Source organism: Actinomyces sp. oral taxon 169, assembly GCF_013394715.1.
Lineage (GTDB): Bacteria > Actinomycetota > Actinomycetes > Actinomycetales > Actinomycetaceae > Actinomyces.
Genome location: NZ_CP058259.1, coordinates 1,952,793 through 1,972,865 on the forward strand (window position 1 = coordinate 1,952,793; position 20,073 = coordinate 1,972,865).

At 68.1% G+C, this 20,073-nt stretch carries 18 protein-coding genes; 12 read left to right on the plus strand and 6 right to left on the minus strand.

Features of this window, described 5'->3' with window-relative positions:
• Positions 1-279: 279 nt before the first annotated feature.
• A complete protein-coding gene (locus HW274_RS08385) occupies positions 280-516 on the minus strand; it encodes an RNA-binding protein (RefSeq protein ID WP_003786440.1) in 237 nt (78 codons plus the stop codon).
• A 1-nt stretch (position 517) separates the two neighbouring features.
• On the minus strand, positions 518-1,000 hold the full coding sequence (gene rpsP, locus HW274_RS08390; protein WP_070512919.1) for a 30S ribosomal protein S16: 483 nt from the start codon (positions 998-1,000) through the stop codon (positions 518-520).
• Between the two features lie 356 nt (positions 1,001-1,356).
• Here rpsP and HW274_RS08395 point away from each other — a divergent pair, with 356 nt between their 5' ends.
• The 8 genes from HW274_RS08395 to HW274_RS08430 all read left to right on the plus strand — a co-directional run bounded on the left by HW274_RS08395 (position 1,357) and on the right by HW274_RS08430 (position 8,140).
• Positions 1,357-1,755 carry a GntR family transcriptional regulator gene (locus HW274_RS08395; protein WP_003786443.1) on the plus strand — a complete coding sequence of 133 codons (399 nt, stop codon included), beginning with the start codon at positions 1,357-1,359 and terminating at the stop codon, positions 1,753-1,755.
• Positions 1,752-2,510, plus strand: a complete 759-nt coding sequence (locus HW274_RS08400; RefSeq protein ID WP_075253278.1) for a hypothetical protein — start codon at positions 1,752-1,754, stop codon at positions 2,508-2,510. The genes HW274_RS08395 and HW274_RS08400 overlap by 4 nt, the downstream gene beginning before the upstream one ends.
• Positions 2,511-2,563: 53 nt before the next feature.
• A complete protein-coding gene (locus HW274_RS08405) occupies positions 2,564-3,394 on the plus strand; it encodes an ABC transporter ATP-binding protein (RefSeq protein WP_003786447.1) in 831 nt (276 codons plus the stop codon).
• Between the two features lie 65 nt (positions 3,395-3,459).
• Positions 3,460-4,227: a hypothetical protein gene (locus HW274_RS08410; protein ID WP_260679036.1), complete on the plus strand. Its 768-nt coding sequence runs from the start codon at positions 3,460-3,462 to the stop codon at positions 4,225-4,227.
• Between the two features lie 128 nt (positions 4,228-4,355).
• Positions 4,356-5,366, plus strand: coding sequence for an ABC transporter ATP-binding protein (locus HW274_RS08415; RefSeq protein WP_075253276.1), 1,011 nt, complete (start codon positions 4,356-4,358; stop codon positions 5,364-5,366).
• 58 nt (positions 5,367-5,424) lie between these two features.
• A complete protein-coding gene (locus tag HW274_RS08420) occupies positions 5,425-6,303 on the plus strand; it encodes a hypothetical protein (protein ID WP_075253275.1) in 879 nt (292 codons plus the stop codon).
• A gap of 134 nt (positions 6,304-6,437) precedes the next feature.
• Positions 6,438-7,532 (plus strand): sensor histidine kinase, encoded by a 1,095-nt coding sequence (locus tag HW274_RS08425; RefSeq protein WP_185989598.1) that lies wholly within the window; start codon positions 6,438-6,440, stop codon positions 7,530-7,532.
• Positions 7,529-8,140 (plus strand): response regulator transcription factor, encoded by a 612-nt coding sequence (locus tag HW274_RS08430; protein ID WP_185988576.1) that lies wholly within the window; start codon positions 7,529-7,531, stop codon positions 8,138-8,140. Before HW274_RS08425 ends, HW274_RS08430 begins: the two co-directional genes overlap by 4 nt.
• Positions 8,141-8,165: 25 nt before the next feature.
• On the opposite strand, the gene ffh is transcribed toward HW274_RS08430, so the two are convergent.
• Positions 8,166-9,851, minus strand: a complete 1,686-nt coding sequence (gene ffh / locus HW274_RS08435) for a signal recognition particle protein (protein WP_075253272.1) — start codon at positions 9,849-9,851, stop codon at positions 8,166-8,168.
• Positions 9,852-10,214: 363 nt separating this feature from the next.
• Between ffh and HW274_RS08440 the strand changes: the two genes are divergently transcribed.
• The 4 genes from HW274_RS08440 (at position 10,215) to HW274_RS08455 (ending at position 13,960) form a co-directional block, all read left to right on the plus strand.
• Positions 10,215-11,207, plus strand: a complete 993-nt coding sequence (locus HW274_RS08440) for an ABC transporter ATP-binding protein (RefSeq protein WP_003786461.1) — start codon at positions 10,215-10,217, stop codon at positions 11,205-11,207.
• Between the two features lie 155 nt (positions 11,208-11,362).
• Positions 11,363-12,091 carry an ABC transporter permease gene (locus HW274_RS08445; RefSeq protein WP_178384964.1) on the plus strand — a complete coding sequence of 243 codons (729 nt, stop codon included), beginning with the start codon at positions 11,363-11,365 and terminating at the stop codon, positions 12,089-12,091.
• A 22-nt stretch (positions 12,092-12,113) separates the two neighbouring features.
• Positions 12,114-13,271 carry a sensor histidine kinase gene (locus HW274_RS08450; RefSeq protein WP_075253400.1) on the plus strand — a complete coding sequence of 386 codons (1,158 nt, stop codon included), beginning with the start codon at positions 12,114-12,116 and terminating at the stop codon, positions 13,269-13,271.
• A gap of 77 nt (positions 13,272-13,348) precedes the next feature.
• Positions 13,349-13,960, plus strand: coding sequence for a DNA-binding response regulator (locus tag HW274_RS08455; RefSeq protein ID WP_075253270.1), 612 nt, complete (start codon positions 13,349-13,351; stop codon positions 13,958-13,960).
• A 128-nt stretch (positions 13,961-14,088) separates the two neighbouring features.
• Here HW274_RS08455 and ftsY read toward each other — a convergent pair whose 3' ends face one another.
• The 3 genes from ftsY to smc all read right to left on the minus strand — a co-directional run bounded on the left by ftsY (position 14,089) and on the right by smc (position 19,916).
• Positions 14,089-15,249, minus strand: coding sequence for a signal recognition particle-docking protein FtsY (ftsY, locus tag HW274_RS08460; RefSeq protein WP_185988577.1), 1,161 nt, complete (start codon positions 15,247-15,249; stop codon positions 14,089-14,091).
• Between the two features lie 351 nt (positions 15,250-15,600).
• Positions 15,601-15,975 (minus strand): hypothetical protein, encoded by a 375-nt coding sequence (locus tag HW274_RS08465; protein ID WP_075254880.1) that lies wholly within the window; start codon positions 15,973-15,975, stop codon positions 15,601-15,603.
• Between the two features lie 161 nt (positions 15,976-16,136).
• Positions 16,137-19,916, minus strand: coding sequence for a chromosome segregation protein SMC (gene smc, locus HW274_RS08470; RefSeq protein WP_185988578.1), 3,780 nt, complete (start codon positions 19,914-19,916; stop codon positions 16,137-16,139).
• Between the last annotated feature and the right edge of the window lie 157 nt (positions 19,917-20,073).

Below are 20,073 nucleotides of genomic sequence, written 5' to 3' on the forward strand. Positions count from 1 at the left end.
CGGTTTGTCCGGAAGGTCTGGATGTCTGCGGCCAACCTACCGCGCCGTGGTCTGCGTTCCCATCGGCCGCGGGGATGAGGTGGCGCACCGCCTGCGTGAGGTTGGCCAACTCGATACGGCTCCCGGTCGGCTGCGGTCATCGCCGCTGGCGGCGCAGGAGCGCCCGCTCCGAGGGACGACGACGCCCGGCCCCCTTGGGCGGGGACCGGGCACCGGCGTTGATCGATCAGACGGGTCGAGGCCGACGCGGCCTATGGCACCGATCTGAAGGCCCTGCGCTCAGCGGCGATCGGTGTCGACGACGTCGACGCGCACCGGCGAGTCCGCCAGCGCTCCGACCACTGTGCGCAGCGCTCGAGCAGTACGGCCCGAGCGGCCGATGACTCGGCCGAGGTCCTCGGGGTTGACCCGCACCTCCAGCAGGTCGCCGCGGCGCAGCGACCGGGAGGTGACGGTGACGTCGTCAGGGTTGTCGACGATGCCCCGTACGAGGTGCTCGAGGGCGTCGGCCAGCATCTCAGGCCTCCTCGGCGGCGGCCTCATCGGAGGCCTGGTCCTCGGCGGACTCCTCGGCCTTGGACTCGGCGGCCTCGGCCGCCGCAGCGGCCTCCTCGTCAGCCTTGGCCTTGGCGGCGGCGGCCTTGCGCTTCTCAGCGTCGTCGGCGGCGGCCTTGACCGCGGCCTCCTTGGCGACCGCGGCGGCGTCGGCGTCCTTGACCTTGAGGGTGCTCTCGACACCCTTGAGGCCCTTGAACTGGTGATAGTCGCCGGTGATCTTAATCAGCTTGTAGACAGCGTCGGAGGGCTGAGCGCCCACGCCGAGCCAGTACTGGACTCGCTCGGAGTCGATGCTGATGAGCGAGGGCTCCTGCATCGGGTCGTAGACGCCGATCTCCTCGATGACACGGCCATCGCGCTTCTTGCGGGAGTCGAGGACGACGACCCGGTAGAAGGGGGCGAACTTCTTGCCCATGCGCTTGAGGCGAATCTTGACTGCCACTTGGTTGAACTCCTGGTTCTGGATGGTTTGGCGCGCGCTGGTCCCCGGTGGGGTCAAGCAACGGTTTCCGGCGTGAGCCGAGACGCGACCGGGGCCGGGAGAGGGACCGACGTCCGACCGAGTACAGCCGGACATTCTGCCAGAGCCTCCGAGGAGGTCGCCAGCCCGAGCCGGGGCACCACCCCACCACTCGGTGCGAGATCGCCCACAGGTAGCGAACAGCTCACAACACCCACAGGTTGACACCACCAAGGTTCTCTGGTTCATTAGTCGACTAATGAACCAAGGAACTACGTCCGTCTGGATGACCGTCTCCAGCCGGGCAGGATCAACACAGCGAACAGGAGGTGATCCGGATGTCGCGCCATTTCGAGGACTCAACCCCTATCTACCTCCAGATCGCAGAGGAGGTCCGCACCCAGATCCTCTCCGGGGATCTCTCGGACGGGGATCGGCTCACCTCCACCACTGAGTACGCCACCCGATACCGCATCAACCCGGCGACGGCGAACAAGGCCATCACGCTCCTGGTTGACGAGGGGCTTGTCGTCAAGCGGCGCGGCATCGGGATGTTCGTGGCGCACGGCGCCTACGAGCATCTGCGAAACGAACGGGCGCGCACGTACGTGGACACCACTCTCGGCCCGGCTCTGCACGCAGGGAGAGTCCTGGGACTGAGTGATGACGATCTGGTCGAAGCAGCGAGGACCTACCTGAGGGACTCACCCATCAACCCATTCAAGGAGCCGGCATGACGGCAGCAACCACGAAGGACTCACCCACCACACCAGGCGACCCCCACTATCGGAGAGCTCTCGCCTCTCTCAGAGAGGTGCCGACCAGAGCACTGGGACAGATCCTCATCGTCGGCGCCTCCGTCAACCTTCTGGTCAGTGCAGCGCTGCGGCTTTCCGCCAACGACCACAGACTGCTCTTCCCCCTCTCAACGGCACTACTGGCGACCTGCACCGCTCCTGCGCTGGTTGCGTTGCTTTTTGGCGATGGCGCGGCTTGTCGCGAGCTTGCCGAACGGTACGCGGGCGCCACAGGAAGGGAGGTTTGGAGGACACACACGTCGACAGCGAGGCGGATTCTGGCAATGAGCGCGCTCTATGCGCTGGCGTGTGCCGGATGTGAGCTGATCATCGCCGGAGGAGACGCCGAACCGACCAATATCTGGTCCAGCTTTCCAGCGACGATCAGGTGGACCCTTATGCCGGCAATCATTACATTGAGCTATTACCTCGGAGTTTCGATGGGCGCAATTAAACTACGCCACCCGATGTGCAGCACCGTCGCCAGGACATTCATAGGAATAGCCTTCATCATAGGCATTCCGGCCTATAGCATGCCTCTGGCGCATTTTCGCCACATGTTCCCGATCGCTTTTCCAGCACTTCCCCCGCTTTCATCGCTGACCACCTTCTCTGTTCAGTTCATCGCAGTGACACTTGTTCTCGGATTCATCACCTGCCGCCAGCTGATCCTGAGGACACCACCACTGCAATGACCACCACCGACCCACCATCATCGAAATACTCCTAAGAGAAACTAAGGAGCATCATGACAACTTCCTCACCTTCCACACCCGCCTCAGCTTCTTTGAGCTCCGGTCCCACTCGGGAGGGGAACGCAGCGGATGACGGACTCTCCATCGCTTTCTCCGACGTCGGATACAGGCATCGTTGGGGCAACTGGGCACTGCACAACATTACTCATACCTTCAGGCCGGGAACGATCACCGGGCTCTTGGGAAGGAACGGCTCAGGGAAGTCGACGTTGCTGGATCTTGCGGCAGGGATGCGCCGCCCCACGCGTGGCTCGGTCTCCGCATCCAGGCTGAATGCAGTTGAGGACTCCGCGGCGCGCTCATCGATCTGCCTGCTGGGAACCCGCAGGGGCCTGCTGGAACGAGCACCGGTCAAGGACTCGTTGGCGCTGTGGGAGGCCACTCGGCCACATTGGAACCGGCAGGACGCCGAGCAGTACCTCGACCTGTTCGAGGTTTCGGTGAAGAGTGTGCCGGCACGCCTGTCTCAGGGACAGCGATCAGCGCTCGATGCAGTCTTCGCTCTGGCGTGCCACTGCCCAGTCCTGCTTCTGGACGAGATTCAACTGGGTATGGATGCAGTGGTGAGGCGAACGTTCTGGAACGCTCTGCTCGATCTCTACGTGCGGGATCGCCCCACAATCATTATCTCTTCTCACGAGGTTGATGACATTGAGGATCTTGTGGAGGACGTCGTCGTGCTGCAGCAGGGCGGCCTTGTCGCCGCGGCGAGCGCCGATGAGCTGCGTGCCACCGCCACCGCCCCTGACGCACCGCTGGCATCGCTGACTGATGCGCTCGTGGATATGACGAGCACCGGCCCTACGGCGAGCACTGCTCACTGAGACACATCCACCGCCTTTTCAAAGATCTCTCTACTGAGAGCACTGGTCCTAGAAGGAGCAGAACTATGCACAAACTCACGGCCCCTTCATTCCAGAGCCGGCTCGCCACCCAGGAGAGCAGCGAGTCGGTGAGAGAATCCGTCGGAACGCTGAACCCAGTCACCACCACTCATTCCCTCGAAAGCGAGTGGCGTCGAGCAATCCAGATAGCCAAGGCACTGGCGAGGCCTCATCTGCACCTCTGGATATTACTCTTGGTGTACACCTTCACCATCCCCACCATCGGCCTGTTGGCGAACCACAGACATGTCAACTACGTCTACAATGGCACCATTTTATTCATCATTGGAGGTGTCGCCACTGGTTTCACACTCACCCGAACAGAGCGTCCTATTCTGCTCGCAGGCGTCACGTCACGGGAAATTTGGAGAGTCGCCATAATATTTGCCTGGGCGACCACCGCACTCATCGCCATCAGTATGGGGTGCTGTGCTGTCTTGGACATCACCCCAGGGGGTGTCAGAGTTGCAGATGTCTACATGATACAGCACACTGGAATCGGCCCTTATCTCTGGTTCCTCGTTCCATTGGGCGCATTCCCAGGGGTTATTGCGTCAGTATGTATGAGTATAGCGAACAGGTACTTAAGTTCTGGAGGTACCGCCGCCGTTGTCGTACCAACTGTCCTACTCATGAATCCAATCTCCTACCTCATTATTCCTCATGCTTTTCGTTCAGGTCTACTCGGGTACGTCTCTTATCTCCTCGTAGCATCAGTTGTCTACCCCCTGCTCCTGCGATTCATCCTGAATCGACCTCGCAACGAGGAGTGAGCCACCCAAGGCGGAACTAGGGGCGCTCCAGTGCACCACGGCAGCGCCCCTGTCATATGACACCTGTCATGCAGCTTCGGTGACAGCGCTCAGTACCGGGAGCCGTAGGGCGGCGCGAGCCTGGGGCCATGATCCGAACCACCGCAGCCGCCACCACTGACTCCTCGGGGTCCTGTTCTCAGGTCGGGCGCACGGCTCCAGCCCCCGCGATTAACGCCCGTGGCCTGCGCAAGACATTCGGCAGCCTCGTCGCCGTCGACGACCTCGACCTGACCATCCGGTCCGGAGAGGTGGTTGCCTTCCTGGGTCCCAATGGTGCAGGCAAGTCCACCACCCTCGACATGGTCCTCGGGCTGACCCTGCCCGACGCCGGGACGATCGAGCTTCTGGGAACCTCCCCCGACCATGCGGTCCAGGCAGGTCGCGTTGGTGTCATCTTCCAGGACGGCGGTCTTCTGGACGACTTCACCGTCGGGGAGATCCTGCGGGTCGTGGCCTCGATGGGACCCCGGCACTGCGACAGCATCTCGCACGCTTCCAGGCTCGACGACGTCGTCGACCAGGCAAGTCTTGGAAAGCTCCTCACCCGCAAAGTGAGCCGCTGCTCGGGAGGCGAGCGCCAGCGCCTGCGCCTGGCCCTTGCTCTGCTGCCGGACCCCGACCTCCTCGTGATGGACGAGCCCACCGCCGGCATGGACGTCAGCGCCCGGATCGCCTTCTGGGAGACGATGCGCACCCAGACCCGCCGCGGCCGCACCGTCCTGTTCGCCACCCACTACCTGGAGGAGGCGGCCTCCTTCGCCGACCGCATCGTCATCATCGCCCACGGCCGCCTGGTCGCCGACGGCAGTGTCGACGAGATCCGAGCCCTGGGCGAAGGCGCCCTGGTCACCGCCACCTGGCCCGGGCTCTCCGAGGAGTCACTGGGGCAGCGCCTGGCCGACTGTCCCGCGGCCGGCAGCATCGGGCACGCGGTCGTCCACGGTGAGCACGTGGAGCTGCGCACGACGGACTCCGACGCCGTCGCCCGCTGGCTGCTGAGCGCCACCCCTGCCGAGCACCTGGGGATCGGCGCCGCAAGCCTCAACGAGGTCTTCACCGCGCTGACCTCAGACCGCTCTGATGAGACAGCCCCGTAGAGGCCTGAGCCCCACCCTTCAACCTGACCACCATCACCACCTGCATTGAGGCCACATCATGACCGCGATACCCCGGGCAAGCTCCGATCTCCCCACCTCCCCCGTGAATCCCTCTACCGGCAGCCCCGGCGGCCAGTCACGCCAATTGGGAGGACTCAGGCCCGCTCGCCCTCTTCTGACCTACCTCTGGCTCGACCTCTACCGGAGTCTGCGCGAGCCCGCCAACCTCTTCTTCGTCGTCACCTTCCCTGTGGCGATGTACCTCGTCTTCGGTCGGTTGAACGCGTCGGCAGGGGACTACGGCCCGCACGCTCACGGCAATGTCTCGGCCTCGGTGATGCTTGCGATGGCCTCCTTCAGTGCCTGTCTGGGTGCCACGAGCGCCTCGGCGGCGGCCGCCGTCGAGCAGTCGGCGGGCTGGGGCCGGCAGATGGCGGTCACCTCCCGGGGCCTGCGCGGCTACCTGGTGGTCAAGACCGGAACCGCGGTGGGAACGGCGGCTCTTCCCGTCGTCGTCGTGCTCACCGCCGGGGCACTGACGGACTCGCAGATGGAGGGCTGGGTCTGGGTCGTCAGTCCCCTCATCTGTCTGATCGGGGTCCTACCCTTCGTCCTGTGGGGGCTGGCCGCCGGGATGTGGCTGCCGTCCTCGGCATCGATCGGTATCGCGACCTCCTTGGTCTCCTTGTTCGCCTTCATCGGCAACGCCTTCATGCCCCTGAGCCACACGCTGCTGACGATCAGTCGCTTCACGCCGATGTACGGAGCGACGGCGCTGGCCCGGTGGCCGCTGGGCGAGGGGTGGGCCTACGTACCGGATCGGCAAGCGGGTATTCAGGACCCGTTGTGGATGCCGTTGGCTAACCTGGTGGTGTGGACACTCATCTTCGGGCTGCTCGTGATCGGGGCCCGACGTCGGGCGACCAGGCGCCTGTGAGACCGGAGATGACCATGCCGCAGCCTCTGCATGACTCAGCCGACCTGAAGGCATCATCGTCTGGGGCAGGGCGGCCCCGTTCCCGCCCCTGGTACCGCTATCGCCGTCATATCGTCTGGGACGCCACAGTATGGGTGCTGTTCCTGGCCCTTCCCATCATCCAGCTTCTCCTCGGTTCCTTCACCTGGTGGCAGCGTCTGCTGGGCCTCACCGGGGTGCTGGGGTTCATCGCCGGCTACGTCTGGGCGTTCTCGACGCCGAACGACCGTGCATCGAGGGTCAGCGTCCCTTCTACTGACCTCCCGACTCGAGTCCTTCTCAGAGAGCTCGCGGTCCAGGGCTTCTTCACCGTACTGACGCTGCCGGCACTGGGATGGTGGGCGGTCTGCTTCTTCCCCTTCTTCTGCTCGTTGAGCCTGTTCTCCACGACGTTGCGCCGGGGCATCCCCATCGTCGTCATGGCGACGGGCCTTCTGGTTGCCGCCTCGCTGTTATGGAACACGCATCCGGAGTCGCACTGGCAGGTACTGGGCATATCGCTCACCGAGATTCCCATCATCATCGCCCGCATCGCGTTGGAGCTTCAGGAGCGCAGAACAGCCGCTGAGCGCGAGCTCGCCCTCGTCTCCCAGCGAGAGGCGCTCGGGCGCGACGTCCACGACATCCTGGGGCACTCCTTGACGGTGCTCACTCTCAAGGCCGAGGTCGCCCGCCGGCTCATCGAGCGTGACCCGGCCGCCGCCTCCCGGGAGCTCGACGAGGTCATCACCCTGGCCCGTGGAGCCCTTGCCGACGTGCGCTCCACGGTGACACGCCTGCGGTCCCCGGACCTGGACAGCCAGATGGAGGCCACGCGTACCGCCTTGAGCGCGGCCCGGATCCGTCTGGATATGACCGGCAGCGCCCAGGACATTCCTGAGCGTCAGCGTGCCCTCATGGCCTGGGCCCTGCGTGAGGCCACCACGAACGTCGTCCGGCACGCGCAGGCGGCCACTGTGACGGTACATCTGGAGCCGGGGCTGCTGCGGGTGAGCGACGACGGTGTCGGCCTGGCCGGTGACCAGCCCGGCAACGGGTTGGCAGGCCTGCGCTCCCGCTGTGAGCAGGAGGGCGGTTCGCTCACCATGACCAGTCCGCTCACCGGTCGCACTGACTCATCCGGCTCCGGCATGACAGACTCCGCTGGCGTGACGACCGGCGGGACCAGACTGGAGGTGAGGCTGCCGTGAGCCCGATCCGTGTGCTCATCGCCGATGACCAGGCCCTAGTGCGCGGTGCTCTGGCGACGCTCCTGGGGCTCGAGAGTGATCTAAAGGTCGTGGCCCAGGTGGGGCGGGGCGACGAGGTCCTGGACGCCGTGCGTAAGCACGCCGTGGACGTGGCCCTGGTGGATATCGACATGCCGGGGCGCGACGGGCTGGCGGCGACCGCCGAGGTCGTCGGCTCGGATTTGCCGTGCCGGTGCCTCATCGTGACGACCTTCGGTCGCCCGGGCTACCTCTCACGGGGCATGGAGGCGGGAGCAGCGGGCTTCATCGTCAAGGACACCCCGCCCGAGGCGCTGGCCGAGGCGATCCGCAAAGTTCATGCGGGCCTGCGGGTCATCGACCCCGAGCTCGCCCAGGAGTCGGTACTGCTCGGGCCGAACCCTCTCACCGAGCGGGAGAAGGAGGTTCTGCTGGCGGCGGCCACGGGTTCGGACGCCCGAGAGATCGCAACGCGGCTGAGCCTGGGCGAGGGCACGGTGCGCAACTACCTGTCCTCGGCGATCGCCAAGACCCACGCCCGCAACCGCACCGAGGCGGCCCGCACCGCCGAGACCAACGGCTGGTTGTGAGCGGGCCCGGCTTCTCCGGTCGCTTCTACAGTCCGAGGTGGCGGCGCAGGTCCTCGGGCAGGGCGCTCATGGCGTCGGCGACGTCGTCGCCCGAGGGCTGCGCTCCGGCCTGACCCTGCGGCTGGCCCTGAGGCATGATCCCGTAGCCGGAGGCATCGCCCTGGCCGCCCCCGAGCCCGAAGGAGGAGCCGGCTGCGGGCGCAGCTCCCTGTCCGCCCTCGATCTTCGCCTGCTTGGCGGCCGCCGCCTCCTTGGCCTGACGGGCGGCCTTGGCGGGGTTGCCGCTGCGCCCCTTCTTGCCGCCCTTGCCGCGCTTGGCCTTGGGGGCCTGACGGGCCTTGGAGTGCTTGCCCATGCCGGGCAGCGACCCCATGCCGGGCATAGGACCGCCCTCACCGAGTCCGCCCATGCCACCGGAGGCCATGGCCTCCATCATCTTCTTGGCCTGCTCGAAGCGGTCCACGAGCTCGTTGACGGCCTGGACCGTGGTCCCCGAGCCCTTGGCGATACGGCTGCGGCGAGAGCCGTTGAGGATGGACAGGTCCTTGCGCTCGGCGGGCGTCATGGAGCACACGATCGCCTCGATGCGGTCGACCTCGCGCTCATCGAAGTTGTCCAGGGCCTCACGCATCTGCCCCATGCCGGGCATCATGCCCAGGAGCTTCTTCATGGAGCCCATCTTGCGGATCTGGCGCAGCTGACCCAGGAAGTCGTCCAGGGTGAAGGTTCCCTTGGCGAGCTTGGCGGCGGCGTCCTCAGCCTCCTGGCGGTCCAGGGTCCTCTCGGCCTGCTCGATGAGGGTGAGCAGGTCACCCATGTCCAGGATGCGCGAGGCCATGCGGTCGGCATGGAAGCGCTCGAAGTCGGTCAGGCCCTCACCGGTGGAGGAGAACAGGACCGGGGCGCCGGTGACGCCGCGCACGGACAGGGCCGCACCGCCGCGCGCGTCGCCGTCGAGCTTGGAGAGGACCACGCCGGTGAAGCCGACGCCGTCCCGGAAGGCTACCGAGGTGTTGACGGCGTCCTGACCGACCATGGCGTCCAGGACGAAGAGGATCTCGTGGGGGGAGACGGCGTCGCGGATGCGGATCGCCTGGTCCATCATCTCGGCGTCCACGCCCAGGCGGCCGGCGGTGTCCACGACGACGACGTCATAGCCGTTGGTGCGCGCGTGCTCGACGCCGGAGCGGGCCACCGCCACCGGGTCGCCCACGCCGTTGCCGGGCTCGGGCGCCCACACGTGCACCCCGGCGCGCTCGGCGACGACGCTCAGCTGGGTCACGGCGTTGGGGCGCTGAAGGTCGGAGGCCACCAGCAGGACGCGCTTGCCCTGGTCGCGCAGCCAGCGTCCGAGCTTTCCGGCCAGGGTGGTCTTACCGGCGCCCTGGAGACCGGCGAGCATGATGATCGTGGGGCCGCGGTCGGCCCAGTGGATCTCCCGGGTCTGGCCTCCCAGGACCTCGATGAGCTCCTCGTTGACGATCTTGACGACCTGCTGGCCCGGGTTGAGGGCCTGGGAGCGGGCGGCGTCGACCGCCTTCTCGCGCACCGCTGCGGTGAAGGCGCGCACCACGGGCAGGGCGACGTCGGCCTCCAGGAGAGCACGGCGGATCTCGGTGACCGTGGCGTTGACGTCGGCCTCAGTGAGACGACCCTTGCCGCGCAGCTGGTTGAAGGAGGCGGTGATGCGATCGGAGAGGTTGCCGAACACGCGATGGTCCTTCCTGGCGCCGTCGGGCGCGTTGGTCGGGAGACTTCAGGGCGGGTGAGGGAGGAACATCCATGGCCGTGAGCCATGGCGACTCCGCTGACTGCGACCCAGGATAGCGGCAAGACGGGCCAGTCCTCTCCCCCGCGCCCGGACCGGGACTGAGCCCACACTCCCCGGTCGGCGACCTCGGATGCGTCATGCCTGAAGTCCTCGATTCGCCGTGACGCCCTCCCCCAGTCCGAGCAAGGGCTTTCTCCCGGTATTCCAAGGTATTTCACGACTCGTCGACCCCTGAGATATGTCATGAGCAAGTAGTGACCGATGGGCCATGGACCGCAGCCGACACGGGGCGAGTCTTGAGCCATGAGCACAGCAACGCCTCGGAGCAGCCGGGATGCCTCCGTCTCGGAAGCCCCTCGAACAGACCGTTTGGACGCCGTCCGACTGACCGATCTACACAAGTCCTTCGGTGACGTCACCGCCGTCGACGGTGTCGACCTGACCATCAGCCCCGGCGAAGTCGTCGCCCTCCTGGGCCCCAACGGTGCGGGCAAGACGACGACGATCGACATGATCCTGGGACTGAGCCGCCCTACCAGCGGCGATGCGAGAGTCTTCGGGATGAGCCCGCGCCAGGCGGTCGACCGGGGCCTGGTCGCCGCAGTCATGCAGACCGCCGGCCTCCTGCCCGACATCACCGTGCGTGAGACGGTGCAGCTGACGGCGAGCCTCTTCTCCCATCGAATCGATGCCGAGGACGCCATGCGCCGCGCCGGCGTCACCGACTTCGCCTCGCGCATCGTCAAGAAGTGCTCCGGAGGCCAGCAGCAGCGCCTGCGCTTCGCCATGGCGCTCGTCAGCGATCCGGCACTGCTCATCCTCGATGAGCCGACCACAGGCATGGACGTCGAGGGGCGCCGCAGCTTCTGGGAGGCCATCCACGCCGATGCCGAGCGCGGGCGCACCATCGTCTTCGCCACGCACTACCTTGAGGAGGCCGACGCCTTCGCCGACCGGATCGTCCTGATGCGTCATGGGCGCATCATCGCCGACGGCACCGCCGCGGAGATCCGCGCCTCCGTGAGCGGCCGCTCCCTGAGGGCCACCCTGACCTGCGCTCCCGGAAGGCTGCGCGACGCCCTGACCGATCCGCAGATCCGCGGGCAGGTCCACGACGTCGAGATCCTGGGCAGCTCGCTCACCCTGAGCTCGACCGATACCGACGCCGTGGCCGCGCTCCTCCTCAGTGAGCACCTCGCCCAGGACCTGGAGATCACCAGCCGAGGCCTGGAGGACGCCTTCATGGCCCTGACCAGCGACAGCGCCTCCACCCCCAGTGCCGGAGCGTCAGCATGAGCCGTTCCGTCCGCCCCAGCAGCACCGTCACCCTTCCGCCTACTACCTCCACCGGAACCGCAATGTCCTCTTCTCAGTCCTTCTCGTCCTCCTCCGCCTCATCAGTTGTCAAGCGCCTCGATCTGTCCTCCCGGACCGCGCCCCCGCTGGGAGGGTTGAGCCTTCCCCTGCTGTCACTCGAGGTACGCCGCCGCCTGCGCAACCGTCGCTCCGTCATCTTCTCGATCGTTCTTCCGGTGGCCTTCTTCCTGATGTTCACCACCACCGACTACTCGGCCACGCCCTACGGCAACGGCAATGTCGTGGCCAACATGATGATCGGCATGGCCCTGTACGGCGCCCTCATGACCACCACCGGGGCCGGCGCGGCCGTGAGCAACGAGCGGGCCTCAGGCTGGAGCCGCCAGCTGCGTCTGACACCGCTGAAGCCCATCGCCTACATCACCGCCAAGGCGATCGTAGGGATGCTCATCAGCGCCCTGGCCATCGGCGCCGTCTATGCCTGCGGCCCTGTGCGTCACGCGCAGATGCCTGCGAGGGCCTGGATCACCTCGGCCCTCATCATCTGGCTGGGCTCCCTGGTCTTCGTCGCCTTCGGACTGTTCGTCGGCTACCTCCTGCCCTCGGACAATGCCATGCAGGTGGTCGGCCCGCTCATGGCCCTGCTCGCCTTCCTCGGCGGCATGTTCATCCCGTTGACACCGGGCTCCACCATGGATCGCATCGGCAGCTTCACCCCCATGTACGGGCTGCACAACCTGGCGCTGTGGCCCATGGGCGCCGAGAGCTTCTCCTGGTGGTGGGTGGTCAACGTGCTGACCTGGCTCGTCGTCTTCCTGGGCGGGGCCGCCTGGAAGATGGGCCGAGACACCGCCCGGGTGTGAGACCGTGAGTACCATCAGGGTCATGAAAGCCCGCGCCCTGTCCCCCGACGAGGCGCGGGCTCGCCGCACTCGCGTTGTGGCGGTCGGCTGGGGGATCGTGTGGGCCGCCTCCATGGTTCCGGTCGTCAGGGTCGGGCTGGCCCAAGGATCCAGCGGTGGGGTGTGGGGCGCTGTCAGCGCCGTTGTCTCCTGCGCATGCCTGTACGCCGCCTGCTCGCTCAGCGTGAGACGGGTGCGCCAGGGCCTGACCTGGCCCGGCCGCCTGAGTCTGTTGCTCATTGTCGTCGGCGCGCTCACAGCGATCGGGGCGGCCCTTGGCGTGGGCCCTCAGAGCCTGCAGCTGGTGGTCTACCTGGCCGTTGTCCTGGCCTTCTCCCTGCCTTGGCAGGCGGCCATCGGGCCCATCGCGATCCTTGCCGGCACGTTGTTCCTCGTTCCCAGGATGAGTCCTTCCTGGTCCGCAAGTGAAGGCGCCTGGATCGCTCTGCTCGGCGCGGGCGGCGCCTGCGTCTTCGGGCGCTACATCATGGAGCAGCGGCGGGTGGCCCGCATTCTGGAGCAGCGCACCCACGAACTGGAGATCAACGAGGAGCGCAACCGCATGGCCCGGGACATGCACGACATCCTGGGGCACTCGCTGACAGTCATCGCCTTGAAGACCGAGCTCGCCACCAGACTCGTCGATGCCGCCCCCGATCAGGCCAAGGCGGAGCTGACCGAGGTTCAGTCTCTGGCACGCTCCGCCCTGGCCGACGTGCGCGCCACCGTCAACAGCTACCGTGAGCTGAGCCTGGCCGGCGAGCTGGCCCGAGCCACGAACGTCCTGACCTCTGCCGGTGTCCGCGCCGACCTCCCGCTGACCGTCGAGATCGTCGATCCCGAGCTGCGCGAGCTCTTCGCCTGGGTAGTGCGCGAGGGCGTCACCAACATCGTGCGCCACGCCCACGCCTCGCACTGCAGGGTGGCGCTGACCGCCAACTCCATTGAGGTGGCCGACGACGGTGTCGGGCTGAACTCGGCCGGCACCGGTGACGGTCACGGATTGGAGGGGCTGCGCCAGCGTTGTCAGGACAACGGCGCCGACCTCACCATCGAGACGCCCTCCAGTGGCAGCGGCACCGTCCTGAGGGTGCGCGCCCGCCATCTATCCTCACCTATGGCACCCGACGCGAGCCGGTGAGCCGGTCGGACACCCCGAACTCCGGCGAGCACTCGTGCCGTCGGCCCTGAGGACCCCCGAGTAGACGGAGCTGAGCGATGATCCGAGTGATGCTGGCCGATGACCAGGCCATGGTGCGCGGGGCGCTGGCCGCTCTGCTCGCCCTGGAGGCCGATATCGAGGTCGTCGCGCAGGTCGGGAACGGGGACGACGTCCTGCCCGTCGCGCTCGAGCACCGACCCGACGTTGTTCTCATGGACGTCGACATGCCCGGCACCGACGGGCTGAGCGCGACCGCGAGTCTCCTGGAGCGGTTGCCGGCCACGAGGGTCCTCATCGTCACCACCTTCGGGCGTCCCGGATTCCTGCGGCGCGCCATTCAGTCCGGGGCCCACGGCTTCGTCGTCAAGGACGCCCCGGCCACCGAGCTGGCCGAGTCGGTGCGCCGGGTCCATGCCGGGCTGCGCGTCGTCGACCCGGCGCTGGCCGCCGACTCGCTCGTCTTCGGGGACTCCCCCTTGACCGCCAGGGAGACCGAGGTGCTTCAGGCGGCGGCCGACGGCGCCACCGTCTCCGAGGTCGCCCGGCGGGTCCATCTCTCGGAGGGAACCACCCGTAACCACCTGTCCCAGGCCATGGCCAAGACCGGCGCCCCCACCCGGGCCGCGGCGGTGCACATCGCCGCCCAGAAGGGGTGGATCATCGAGTAGCGCGGGGGCGGCGACAGAGAGCAGGCCCCGCTCCGACCGGCCTTGACACCAGTGGCCACCCGCGCCCTGAGACGAGGCGGGTGGCCACCGGTGTTGCGGCGTGGTTCCCTGGGCGTCGGTTCTTAGGCTCAGCCCAGCAGCGCGTCGACGAAGCCCTCCGGGTCGAAGGGGGCCAGGTCGTCGGCGCCCTCCCCCAGGCCCACGAGCTTGACGGGCACGCCCAGCTCCTTCTGGACTGTAACGACGATGCCGCCCTTGGCGGTGCCGTCGAGCTTGGTGAGCACGATGCCGGTGACGCCCACGGCCTCGGAGAAGACCTGGGCCTGACGCATGCCGTTCTGGCCGGTGGTGGCGTCCAGCACCAGCAGGATCTCGCCAACCGGGGCGATCTTCTCCATGACGCGCTTGATCTTGCCCAGCTCGTCCATGAGGCCGGCCTTGTTCTGCAGGCGCCCGGCGGTGTCGACGACGACGACGTCCGCCTCCTGGGCGGCGGCCTCACAGGCTGCGTCGTAGGCGACTGAGGCGGGGTCGGCCCCCTCCTTCTCGGAGCGCACGACGTCAACGCCCACGCGTTCGCCCCAGGTGCTCAGCTGCTCGGCCGCCGCGGCGCGGAAGGTGTCGGCCGCCCCCAGGACGACGGTCCTGTCCTGAGCCACCAGGACGCGGGCGAGCTTGCCGCAGGTGGTGGTCTTGCCGGTGCCGTTGACCCCCACCATGAGGATGGCCGCCGCAGGCTTGCCCTGGGCACCTTCGGCCGGGGTGGGGCGCTCCAGGTTGAGGGAACGGTCCAGTGAGGGGTCGACGAGCTTGAGCAGCTCGGCGCGCAGGACAGTGCGTACCGCCTCGGGGTCGGAGGTTCCCAGGACCTTGGCCTGGGTGCGCAGCTCGTCCATGAGGGAGGTGGTCACCTCGATGCCGAGGTCGGAGGTGAGCAGAGTGTCCTCGATCTCCTCCCAGTCCTCCTCGGTGAGGTCTCCTCGGGACAGGACGGACAGTACCGCCTTGCCGAAGCCGCCTGCACCGGCCAGGCGGGCGCGTAGGCGCTGCATGCGGCCCGGGATGGACTCGGGGGACTCCAGCGTCGCGGCCGGCTTGGCGGCCCCCGCCCCTTCCGCATCCTCATCGGCGTCCTCGTCCTCCGAGGGCAGAAGGTCCTCCACGGACATCGGCTGGTGGGCGCTGATCTCGTCGGAGACCTGGCCCCGCCGTCGGCCGGCGTAGAGCCACAGCCCTCCTCCGATGACGATGACCAGGATGATGCCGAGAACGATGAGGATCGGTTCCATGGGCCCATCATGCCCGATCATGGGCTCCCTGTGGCGGGGTCGGTCTGCCAGGATCGACTCTCGCCCGCGGAAGGCACGAGGGCCATGGCGTGCGATGCAGCTGCGGCATGAAGAAAACTGCAGCACGTCTGTTGACGTGCTGCAGGACGGGCCGCCGTCGTAACGGCATTGCCCATTGAGCCGTATCGCCCTGAGACCGAGGCAGCTCTAGGACGGTGAGAGAAAGTGCGAGAGGGTATCGGAGCGGCGATCTCCCACGGCCAGGATTTCATCGAGAAGTAGCGTCATCGCGGCATCACATAGTCGTGAAAAAAACGTCGATCGCAGTTTTCACGAGACGACCGCCGCCACTCAACTCTGAGGCTGCGACAGACCACCGGCTGCCGGCTCATGTGCCTGCGCGCGACGCCGGGAGCCGGCGGAGCCACGGGTCCTCTCGGCAGCGTCCATCGCCTTTCCGACGACGCCGACCAACCCTCCGAAGCCCTCGGTGCCGGCATAGGCCGCCGGCCCCTCACGCGTCATGAGGTCGGACAGGCTGACCTCCTGGGGCACGACCTCGACCTCGACGTCCTGCTCCTCCAGGCGCACTTCCTGGGAGTTGCGGACCACGCTGCGAATGCGTGAGGGCCAAGAGCGCACCGGGAAGCGCTCCGCACAAACCATGCCGAGCACAAGCAGGCCGGCAACCAGCACGACAACGAGGGGAAGAATCATGACACCCATAGTTAGGATTCTGCCTTGCGAAATACGATCTGACCAGACTTTGCACGCACTTGTCGTCCAATCAACAACAAAACCTGACAACTTCCTGACACAACAATGGCTCATATCTGAAAACGAGCGTCATGCTGTCAGCAGTCTATCACATTATCATCACGTTTCACTCAGACATCAGGAGTCACAGCCGTACCGCGGTCGGGCTGGGCCAGCCTCTGCGAGACCGCCTTGGTGACCCCATCGCGCATCGTGATGCCGTAGAGGGCGTCGGCCACCTCCATGGTCCGTTTCTGGTGGGTGATGATGATGAGCTGGCTGGAGCGCCGCAGCTCGGTGAAAATCTCCAGCAACCGCCCCAGGTTCGTGTCGTCCAGGGCCGCCTCGACCTCGTCCATGACGTAGAAGGGCGAGGGCCGCGCCTTGAAGATCGCCACCAGGAGTGCCACGGCGGCCAGCGAGCGCTCCCCTCCTGAGAGCAGGGAGAGTCGCTTGACCTTCTTGCCGGCGGGGCGCGCCTCGATCTCGATGCCGGTGGTGAGCATGTCATCGGGATCCGTGAGCACCAGCCGCCCCTCCCCGCCGGGGAAGAGCCGGTCGAAGACGGAGGCGAACTGACGGGCGGTGTCCTCGTAGGCCTGGGTGAAGACCTCCTGAACCCGCGAGTCGATCTCCTCGACGATGCTCAGCAGATCGTCACGCGAGCGCTTGAGGTCGGCCAGCTGCTCGGCCAGGAACTGGTGACGCTGCTCCAGGGCCGCGTGCTCCTCCAGGGCCAGCGGGTTGACCTTGCCGAGCCGGGCGAGGTCGCGCGAGGCCTTGGCCAGGCGCTTCTCCTGCTCGGAACGCACGTAGGGACGGCCCAGGTGGTCTGAGCCACCGGCCGACGCCTGAGCAGCGTCCCGGTCCGTGGTGGAGCCAGGGTCGGAGGCGTTATCAGCGTCCTCGATGAGCTCGGGGACGAGCATGTGCGGTCCGTACTCCTCCACGAGGGGGTCCAGCTCCAGGCCGAGCTCGCTCATGGCGCGCTCCGCCAGAGCCTCCAGCCGCATGCGCTGCTCGGCCCGGGCCACCTCCTCGCGGTGGGCGGCATCGGTGAGACTGCCCAGCTCCTTGGTCAGCCGGTCGATCTCCTCGCGAACCTCGTTGGTGGCGGCCAGGGCCTGGGAGCGCTCAGTCTCGATGGCGGCTCGCTCGTCGGCCGCCTGCTGCACACTGGCGCGCGCCGCCTCGGCGGCCGCGCGCGCCTGGTCCCGCACGTGGGTGGCGACCGCCAGCTGGGCGCTGCGGCGCTGCTGGGCCCGCTCGGCAGCAGCGCGCTGGTCGCGTTCACGGCGCGCGGCCGCCCGCAGCGAGTCGGCGCGCCCGCGGCTGGAGCGCTCGCGCTCCTCGGCCGTGCGCAGGGCGAGCCTGGCATCGGTCTCGGCGGCGCGGGCCTGGCGCGCGGCATCCGCGGCGGCCTCGCGCTCCTGTCGGGCGGCCTCCAGGGCGCGCTCGAGGCTGGCGGCACCACTCTCCCCCAAGACGCCCGCACCGTCGGCGCCCTCGGCGGCCTCTGCGGTTTCATTCCCGCCCTCCACCTCGGCCAGTGCGGCAGTGGCGGCGGCGAGCTCGGCAGTGCGCTGGACCGACTCGGCCTCGGCCCGCTCCAGCACCCGGCGAGCACGCCCGGTCTCCTCGGCGGCGGCGTGGGCGGCGGAGGTCAGCCGGGCCATCGCCTCAGCGGCCCGGGCGGCCTCGGCGTCGGCCTGACGCAGGGCGGACAGTGCCTCGCTGAGCGCCTGGCGAGCAGCGTCCTCCTGGCGACGGGCCTCCTCCAGGGCCGCGTCGGCCTCAGTCTCGGCCTGTGCGGCGGCAGCGGCCTCAGCGTCGGCCTCCTCGTGGGCGGCGGTGAGCTCGAGGACCGAGGAGGCCCCCCGGCCGGCCCCGCCGACCCAGCCGGGCGCCAGGACGTCGCCGCCGCGAGTGGCCACGACGCCGTCGGGCAGCTGTGCGCGCAGGGCCCTGGCGGCCTCGAGATCCTCCACCACCCAGGAGTCCTTGAGCAGCCGGTCCAGGACCCGCTCGAGGCGCCCCGGCTGCGCGGTACTGACGAGGCCGCGAGCCGCCAGGGCCCCGTCAACGGGAGCCGGCTCCGCCTCATCATCGGTGTCGGCGACCCCCAGTGAGGGGTCGTCAGCCAGCACAAGTCGCACCGCCCCGAGGTCCTGGCTTCGGGCATGATCCAGCCCGCCCAGGGCCGCCTCGGCATCTGCGGCCAGGCCGGCCTCGGCGAGCGCTCCCAGGAGGGCGGCGACGGCGTTCTCCCAGCCGCGCTCGACACTGAGGTGCTCCGCAAGCGGTCCGAGGAGACCGTCGATACCAGCTTGCAGCAGCGCCGCCGTGCCGTCCTGGCCGCGCAGGGACATGGCCAGGGTGTCACGTCTGGCGGTCCAGGTGGCCCGGTCGGAGGCCGCCTCCCGGCGGGCGTCGGTCGCAGCCGCGACGGCTTCACGGGCCTGAGCCAGGTGGCGTGCGGCCTCGTCGTGCACGGCGGCGGCCCGCACCGCCGCGTCGGCAGCCGCGCCGGCCTCGGCAGGCGCCTTCGCTGGAACGGTGGCGTCCTGCGCGCCATCGGCGGCCGCCTGCGCCGGTTCCGCTTCTCCCCCGGCCTCGGCCAGGGCTGCCCGGGCGCTGTCCTCGCGAGCCTCGGCGGCGCGCAACGCGCTGCGCGCCTGCTCGAGGGCGGCCAGGCTGGCCTCGTGGCGGCTGCGGGCCGAGGCGACGCGCCCGCCGGCGCGGGCGATGGTCTCACGTCTCTCTGAGACGCGACGCTGAGCCGCTGAGAGCTCCTGGTCGGCCGCCTTCTCAGCAGTCTCCGCATCCGTACGCACCCGGCTGGCGTCACTGAGCGCGGTGCGGGCGGCCTCGAGGGTATCGGCGAGCTCGGCCTCCTCCCGGCCCGCGGCCTCGGCCCGCCGCTCGAGCTCCTCAGGATCGGTGCCGTGGCTCGGGGCCGGCGCGGAGGCCAGGAGCCGGATCCGCTCGCCGGCCACATCCGCGAGCGCCCCGAGGGACTGGGCAGCACCGGTGAGCTCCTCCCAGATGCTGCCGGCTCGGGCGAGGCGCTGAGCGGAGGTGGCCTCGATGGCGGCCAGCTCGCTCAGGCGCGCCCTGGCAACGCGCTCGGCCTCCTCGACGGCGCTGCGGCGCCGGGCCAGGGCCTCCTTGTCCTCGTCGCCGGCCTCCAGGAGGGACTGGGCCTGGACGACGTCGTCGGCCAGGAGCCGGGCGGTGGCGTCACGAACCTCGACCTGGATGCTCCGGGCTCGCCGGGCGATGGCGGCCTGCCGGGCCAGGGGCCCGAGCTGACGGCGCAGCTCCTGGGTGAGGTCGGCGACGCGGGCGAGGTCGGCGGCCATGGACTCGAGCTTGCGAAGGGCGCGTTCCTTGCGCTTGCGGTGCTTGAGGACGCCGGCGGCCTCCTCGATGAAGCCGCGGCGGTCCTCAGGCGTGGCGGTCAGGACCGCGTCGAGCTGCCCCTGCCCGACGATGACGTGCATCTGGCGTCCCAGGCCCGTGTCGCTGAGGAGCTCCTGGACGTCGAGGAGGCGGCAGGGACTGCCGTTGATGCGGTACTCCGACCCGCCACCACGGAACAGGGTGCGCGAGATGGTGACCTCGGTGTAGTCGATCGGCAGTGCGCCGTCGGTGTTGTCGATGGTCAATGAGACCTCGGCGCGCCCGAGGGCCGGGCGGGAGCCGGCGCCGGCGAAGATGACGTCGGCCATGGAGCCACCGCGCAGGTTCTTGGCGCCCTGCTCCCCCATAACCCAGGTCAGGGCGTCAACGACATTGGACTTGCCGGAGCCGTTGGGGCCGACCACCGCTGTGATGCCGGGCTCCAGGCGGAGGGTGGTTGACGAGGCGAAGGACTTGAATCCCTTGATCGTCAACGTCTTGAGGTGCACGGGTGCCACCCTAACAGCGCGGGCGGTTGAGACGGGGACAGGCACGACAAAGGGACTTGACATGGCCACGATAGACAAGCAGACTTTCCATACTAAGGCGGTCGAGTACGGGGCTATGCACCTGCTCGACCAGCCTCGTCGCCCCGTCCCCGAACCC